We start from the raw sequence: 5,926 nt of genomic DNA, 5'->3' as shown, positions 1-5,926 counted from the left end.
ATGGCGTGCGTGGTCTTGGCGCTGCCGTGGAGAATTTGGCCCATAGCTCCCTCCGCTGTGTCGGTGACAATTCTACACCATCACATGCTGGGACCAAACACCTAATGCTTGCCGATCGGCAGCCGATTAATAATCTTGCACGACACAAAAAATGAAATGAACATCGTAACCGAAAAACCGAAAACGCCCATACTGAAAATTAATTGAGAAGCCTTTGCTACGGAAAATGCTATTATGCTAGAGATACCCAGAATAATGGTAAATCTTAAGTTGTTGTCGATCATCTGACTTATCTCCAATCGGGGTTAATTTTATCGTGGTAGAAGCGCTGATCTTCTGGCATGCTTCCCCCAAAATACGTATTGTCTTGTTTGCGTGTTCTACCTGTGATTGCCATCGCCCGCACCATGTCATCTGCACTGGACCATCGAGCAATAAATTGTTGTTGGGTAAATCTGCGTAATCCCCAAGCAGGATCAGAGACAAGGATGTAGTTATCCGAGATACTTCTCAGCACTACAAAATGCCCATCTCGGGTATCGTTAAAATGAATGATCACCGGAGATTTTATTAATTTCAAAGTGTCATAGGGCGCTGCAAACACTGTTGTTTCGAAACCTAACGCTCGTACAGCCTTGCTCAAATCCAACATACTGTAGGTCGATTTGCCGACATGCATCGCCTGCATAACCTTCATTTCGTTGGTACCAAAATGAAAATACTCTTTGAGGATATTAACCACCGAAGCCGCTCCGCAGGATGTGTCAAATAATTGCTTCGAAACTCGCCTATCACGACCCTGCTTCCAATTTTTCTGCATGAATGTTTTATGGGCCGAAATGAAATCGTCACCCGCAGCAGTCATGACTACCACTAGCCAAATCACTGGGGCGATCCAGTAGCCCTTAATAGTCATGACAGCCGTTACAAGCTGTGCCCAACGCCGTCCGTGCCATTGCATCCGCTACAGCCATACCATTCGTTTGCAATTGGTTTGTTAAGTTATAAGTGACTACGCCTACACCTCCGCTAAGAGCGGCAGCGCCTGCTTCACCTAATGCCGGGATAGCGGCCCCGCCTGTCAATGTACCAAAAAACGTACTTGAGAAAGTGGCGCCAACTTCCCAATAATTAACTTGCCCTGTTGCCGTATACTGCCAGATCGCATCGACTCCGGCGGCACCGGCTCCGGCTGCAAAAGCAACGATCATCATGGGGTTTTTCCCCTTAACATGCGCAGCCTCAGCGTCAGACAAGGGACGAAAGCCTTGTTGCTTTTCCAATACCTTGCCGAAAAGCTCAAGCTGCCGGTAATCCTGTTCAGTCAACTTCTTAATAGTGGACGCGGAATTCACCGTTGTGGGAATAAACGCAGCTAAGATGATCAGGCTGTGAAAGAGGCTTTTCATGCGGGCTTCCTCAAAAGCGTTGAGTAATGTCGGTTCCGACCCCGAAGCTGTTGTCGTCAGCCAGTCCGTGTCGAAAGTTCACATTCAACAGCCTGTCATTGGAAAGTTTGTGGGCTACGCCAAAGAATGCCATCGCACTGAAGTCTTGATTTGAATGTGGGCTATTTTCTTTGGTTGCCGCTATTGCGGCGGACATTCCGCCCGACAACGTAGTTAAGTCGTTGACAGCAAAGCCTAAGCTAGGAGAAAAAATAAGGAAGTTACCGTCTAAATTCTGGAATTTGGTATACTCGTCGCCCCCGATACGGGCGTATGCCAGCGAAAAGGAATACAATAAAGGATCATCCAAAATACTGGCGGACGCACCTATCGAAAAGGATCGGCCTATTCGTAAGTGCCCGTCATTATTTTGTAGGGCGCTGTAGTCAGCAAATGCAGTTAACGACGGCCATTTAGAGAAGCCAGCAATATTGTAACTAGCGCCGACAGAAATCTCGCCTGCGCGGAAATCCGTATCGCTTTCTGTTTCAATACCGTAATGGGTTACCGCAGATTTACTTGCTCGTCCCCGTATCTTCGCACGGACAGTCAGGCTCTCGGTTAGACTAGTAGATGCGCCAAGTGAGAATGTGGCAACGTGCTTTTTCGTCCCCTGGTCGACGGAAAGTGGCAATATAACTTCGCCGACGCCTAGCGATCCCGCTTTCACAAATGAAAGCGATAAGGATTTATTGGTATAATAACCGTAGTCAGCGCCGAATGACAGTGAAAATCGTCGCGTTTTTGGCCTGAAGTCGTCGATTATTATAGCATCGTTGCTTTTAACTTCCTCAGAAAGCGCGGGGATACTGAATAGGCCAATGGATATAAAAGAAAAGTACTTTAAATAATTTCCCACCAGACGCCTGCAATTAAAACTTGAGCGTTTTTATCATTATAAACTTAGCCCGCAAGCGGCAATGGGTTGCCCGCAATATTCAGGTGATTTAGATGTATAGCCCCGGCGTTTGGGGGGACAGTTTGGCGTAGGCACATTGATGCCGCCGAGCGGGCATCCACATGGTGTAATCGCGGGAGCGGTGCCCTCTGGATCCTATGAGGATTTTGGGAGGCGGTTGTTCCCCAATAAGATGGCATATGGGCACTCGACAGGACGCCGAGCCCATCACCAATGGAGAACAATCATGACAGAGTATATGGGGTAGTCTAAACGCGTCCGGAAAACCTAAATCGCTCATGAGAACGTACGTTTCCGTCCCCAGCCCAAACTGACCCCATCAGAGCGCAGGTTAAGAGGAGATCGGCAGTCCGGAGCCGATCCCGCCGCTCGCGACATTGATCGCGGCGCGGGCCTGAACACTCCCCTCCCCTTTCGAACCAGGAACGCTGACCGCTCGCAAGATCAGTACAGCAGCGCGCATCGGGTCTGCCGAGATTGCCTACGCGTTCGACACTGCCACCGAATTTGCCCCGCTTACCCGAACTTCACGCTGAATATCAACCGCACTTGATAGACCAACATGCTCAATATACTGAATAAATATTCCAATACGAAACCGAGTATCGCTTTTGCTTTCGTTACTGTGACGGCATTTTTCTGTACGATTCACCCACGATAAGTATAGGTTATCGGAGGAGACATGTACGACCCACTTGTACATGCTGTAAAACAATGGTATCAATGGCGTACGACCAATTTCGGAGGTCCCGATGCCCCAGACAAGCTACAAGATCAGCGAAGCCCGCAAGAATTTCGCCGAAGTCCTTGATCGCGCCAACCAGGGCGAAGAGATCGTCATCATGCGTGGCAACGAAGTTTACGCCCGCATCGGTCCAGCAGCGGACGGTGGCAAGCGCCCTTTTGGCTTGTTGCGCCATCGTGGCCTGCCCGACAACCTGTTCGATACAGTTGATGCAGAGCAGGCGGCGATCGATGCCGGAGACTGGAATGATGATACCGGCGTCTGGCAAGGCAAATCCAACAATAGCTAAAACACGCAATGAAAATCCTGCTCGACAGCCACGCCGTCTACTGGTGGACAATCGGTAGTGATCGCCTGTCCACGAAGGCACGATCGCTGATCGAGGATAAGGCAAATGCTATCCTCGTCAGTGCGGTCACGTTCTATGAGCTCGACAACAAGATGCGCCTGAACAAGCTTGATCTCAAGCCCCAGGAACTGCGGGCAGCCGTCACGGAAAGCGGCCTGCAAACACTAGCCATCACCGATCTGCATGCCGAACTTGCAGCGAATTTTGATTGGGAACATCGCGATCCGTGGGACCGGATTCTTGCCGCTCAGGCGCGGCTTGAGCACTGCACTTTCATCTCGACGGATCTGGCGTTCGACGCCATTCTGCATGAGCGCGTCTGGTAAGGGGAGTGGCGGTGAAGGTATTCGTGGACATTGCCGAGGCAGCGGAGCGATTTGACGAACTGATTGACTTCGTTTTGCGCGATGACGAGGTTGTCGTCTGTCGAACTGGCGATCCTATTGCCGCGATCTTGCCACTTTCGCAGGACGGCCAGGGCACATGGGATGGAGTCTGGGCGCTGGCGCTTAAGGGAAGGCCTGCAAACACGCACCAGATTTCGGACCGCGATGAACTATATGACGAGAACGGACTGCAGAAATGAACAGGTCGTCGTCAGGTTCGATTGAAAAACGCACCGAGACTTTAGATACAATCGCCGCTGTCCTGCCGATGAACAGGCGCGACATGCTGGCGGGCATTTTGACCGATGAGGATGTCGAGACGCTGCGCCATCTGGTCCATGAAGGCATAGGCGAAAACACGCTGCGCGCGCTAACCTCGGATCTGGTCTATCTAGAAGCCTGGTCGATGGCCGCAACCGGTAGTCCGCTCCCCTTCCCGGCGCCCGAAGCCCTGCTCCTGAAATTCATCGCCCATCATTTGTGGCGGCCGCAGCAACGCGAGATCGAACCCGATCATGGTATGCCAGCCGGCGTGGAAGAGGAATTGCGTCGAGGCGGATTTTTGCGCGTGTCGGGTCCACATGCGCCGGCGACCGTCCGCCGCCGTCTCGCCAACTGGTCGACGCTGACCCGCTGGCGCGGTCTGGAAGGATCGTTTTCATCGCCTTCCGTCAAGTCGGCCATCCGGCTTGCGGTGCGCGCCCTGAACCGGCCGCGCAGCCGCAAGAGTGCCAATGCCATTACCGGCGATATTCTGGGCAAGCTGCTGGCAACCTGTTCCGGCGAGGATCTCACCGCGCTTCGCGACCGGGCCATGCTGATGGTAGCCTTTGCCTCAGGCGGGCGGCGTCGCAGCGAAGTCGCTGGCTTGCGCGTAGAACAGCTTGTCAAACAGGTGCCTGTCACCGATGAGGACGGCTCTCCCCTCCCTTCGCTCGGCATTCATCTCGGTCGCACCAAAACCAGTGGCGCCGATCACGATGAAATCGTCTATATGACCGGTCGACCCGTCGAAGACCTCACCCGCTGGCTGGAAGCAGCAAAAATCGACAAGGGCAGCGTGTTTCGAAAAGTTGATCGCTGGGGCAATGTGTCGGTGCGGGCATTGGAACCCAGCGCCGTCAACCGAATCGTCAAACAGCGCGCGCAGATGGCGGGCCTTGATGCCACAGAGTTCTCCGCCCACGGCCTGCGCTCCGGCTATCTCACCGAAGCGGCCAATCGTGGTATTCCCCTGCCTGAAGCCATGGAACAATCCCGCCATCGTTCCGTGCAGCAGGCGTCCGATTATTACAACAATGCCAAGCGACGTAGTGGACGCGCATCACGGCTGCTTTAAGTTAGTGGCAGATGGCTCGTAGGCTTAGTCGTTGGTGATATAATTCTTGGTGCACGGTTTAGGGGAATTGCTTTGCAATAGGAGCCTGAATCATAATGAATGTAACGATATCAGGCTCTTGCGATACGGCGTGTGAGGAAGCGGATGTTTGCGATGTAGATCCACGCTTCGGAAGAAGCGATCGTTTTCTCGAAGTCTCTGGCCAATCTGCGACACCTTCCCAGCCATGCAAATGTTCGCTCAACAACCCATCTGCGCGGGAGCAATTTGAAACCTTTGGCATGATCGGTCCGCTTGACGATTTCCAGTGTAAACTTTCCGACCTTTTCCAGACAGCCCCTGAGCTTTGGTCCTGCATATCCGCCGTCAGCAAAGATATGCCGTAACCACGGCCACCGTTTGAGGATGGATACCAGGACTTCCCGAGCGCCGTCCCTGTCCTGAATGCCAGCAGAATGCACCATGAGCCCTACCAGCAAGCCAAGGGTATCAACGACAATGTGACGCTTGCGTCCGTTAATCCTCTTGCCCGCGTCAAAGCCCCGTATTCCGCCACTTTCCGTGGCTTTAACTGACTGGCTGTCGATGACGCCAGCCGTTGGACTGGGCTGCCTGTCAGCCTGCTCACGCGCCAGCATCACAAGCGTGTTGTTGATGGTATGAAGCAATCCTTCATCGCGCCAGCGATAGAAGTACTTCTGCACGGTCGAGAATGGCGGGAAATCGGATGGCAGAAGCCG

The 5,926-nt window shown here is 52.8% G+C and carries 8 protein-coding genes; 4 read left to right on the top strand and 4 right to left on the bottom strand.

Annotation, left to right across the window (positions count from 1 at the left end):
- Positions 1-289: 289 nt before the first annotated feature.
- From ACTJKP_RS22680 to ACTJKP_RS22670, 3 genes are read right to left on the bottom strand one after another with little or no spacing between them, the layout of a single operon-like run.
- Positions 290-865: a C39 family peptidase gene (locus tag ACTJKP_RS22680; protein ID WP_440632266.1), complete on the bottom strand. Its 576-nt coding sequence runs from the start codon at positions 863-865 to the stop codon at positions 290-292.
- A 40-nt stretch (positions 866-905) separates the two neighbouring features.
- Complete coding sequence (locus ACTJKP_RS22675; protein WP_440632265.1) at positions 906-1,409, bottom strand: hypothetical protein; 504 nt, start codon at positions 1,407-1,409, stop codon at positions 906-908.
- Between the two features lie 10 nt (positions 1,410-1,419).
- Complete coding sequence (locus ACTJKP_RS22670; protein ID WP_440632264.1) at positions 1,420-2,307, bottom strand: hypothetical protein; 888 nt, start codon at positions 2,305-2,307, stop codon at positions 1,420-1,422.
- Between the two features lie 812 nt (positions 2,308-3,119).
- On the opposite strand from ACTJKP_RS22670, the gene ACTJKP_RS22665 reads away from it, so the two are divergent.
- From ACTJKP_RS22665 to ACTJKP_RS22650, 4 genes are read left to right on the top strand one after another with little or no spacing between them, the layout of a single operon-like run.
- Complete coding sequence (locus ACTJKP_RS22665) at positions 3,120-3,401, top strand: type II toxin-antitoxin system Phd/YefM family antitoxin (protein ID WP_440632263.1); 282 nt, start codon at positions 3,120-3,122, stop codon at positions 3,399-3,401.
- Between the two features lie 8 nt (positions 3,402-3,409).
- On the top strand, positions 3,410-3,787 hold the full coding sequence (locus tag ACTJKP_RS22660) for a type II toxin-antitoxin system VapC family toxin (RefSeq protein ID WP_006469785.1): 378 nt from the start codon (positions 3,410-3,412) through the stop codon (positions 3,785-3,787).
- An 11-nt stretch (positions 3,788-3,798) separates the two neighbouring features.
- Positions 3,799-4,047 carry a type II toxin-antitoxin system Phd/YefM family antitoxin gene (locus ACTJKP_RS22655; protein ID WP_440632262.1) on the top strand — a complete coding sequence of 83 codons (249 nt, stop codon included), beginning with the start codon at positions 3,799-3,801 and terminating at the stop codon, positions 4,045-4,047.
- Entirely contained in the window at positions 4,044-5,186 is a 1,143-nt protein-coding gene (locus tag ACTJKP_RS22650) for a site-specific integrase (protein ID WP_440632261.1), read from the top strand. The genes ACTJKP_RS22655 and ACTJKP_RS22650 overlap by 4 nt, the downstream gene beginning before the upstream one ends.
- 110 nt (positions 5,187-5,296) lie before the next feature.
- On the opposite strand, the gene ACTJKP_RS22645 is transcribed toward ACTJKP_RS22650, so the two are convergent.
- Positions 5,297-5,926 (bottom strand): IS5 family transposase (locus ACTJKP_RS22645; RefSeq protein ID WP_440632260.1); only part of this gene is annotated, 630 nt, incomplete at its 5' end.

This window comes from Brucella sp. 22210 (genome assembly GCF_052045675.1).
Lineage (GTDB): Bacteria > Pseudomonadota > Alphaproteobacteria > Rhizobiales > Rhizobiaceae > Brucella.
The sequence above is the reverse complement of the archived record's forward strand: the minus strand, read 5'-3'. Positions and strand labels throughout refer to the sequence as shown.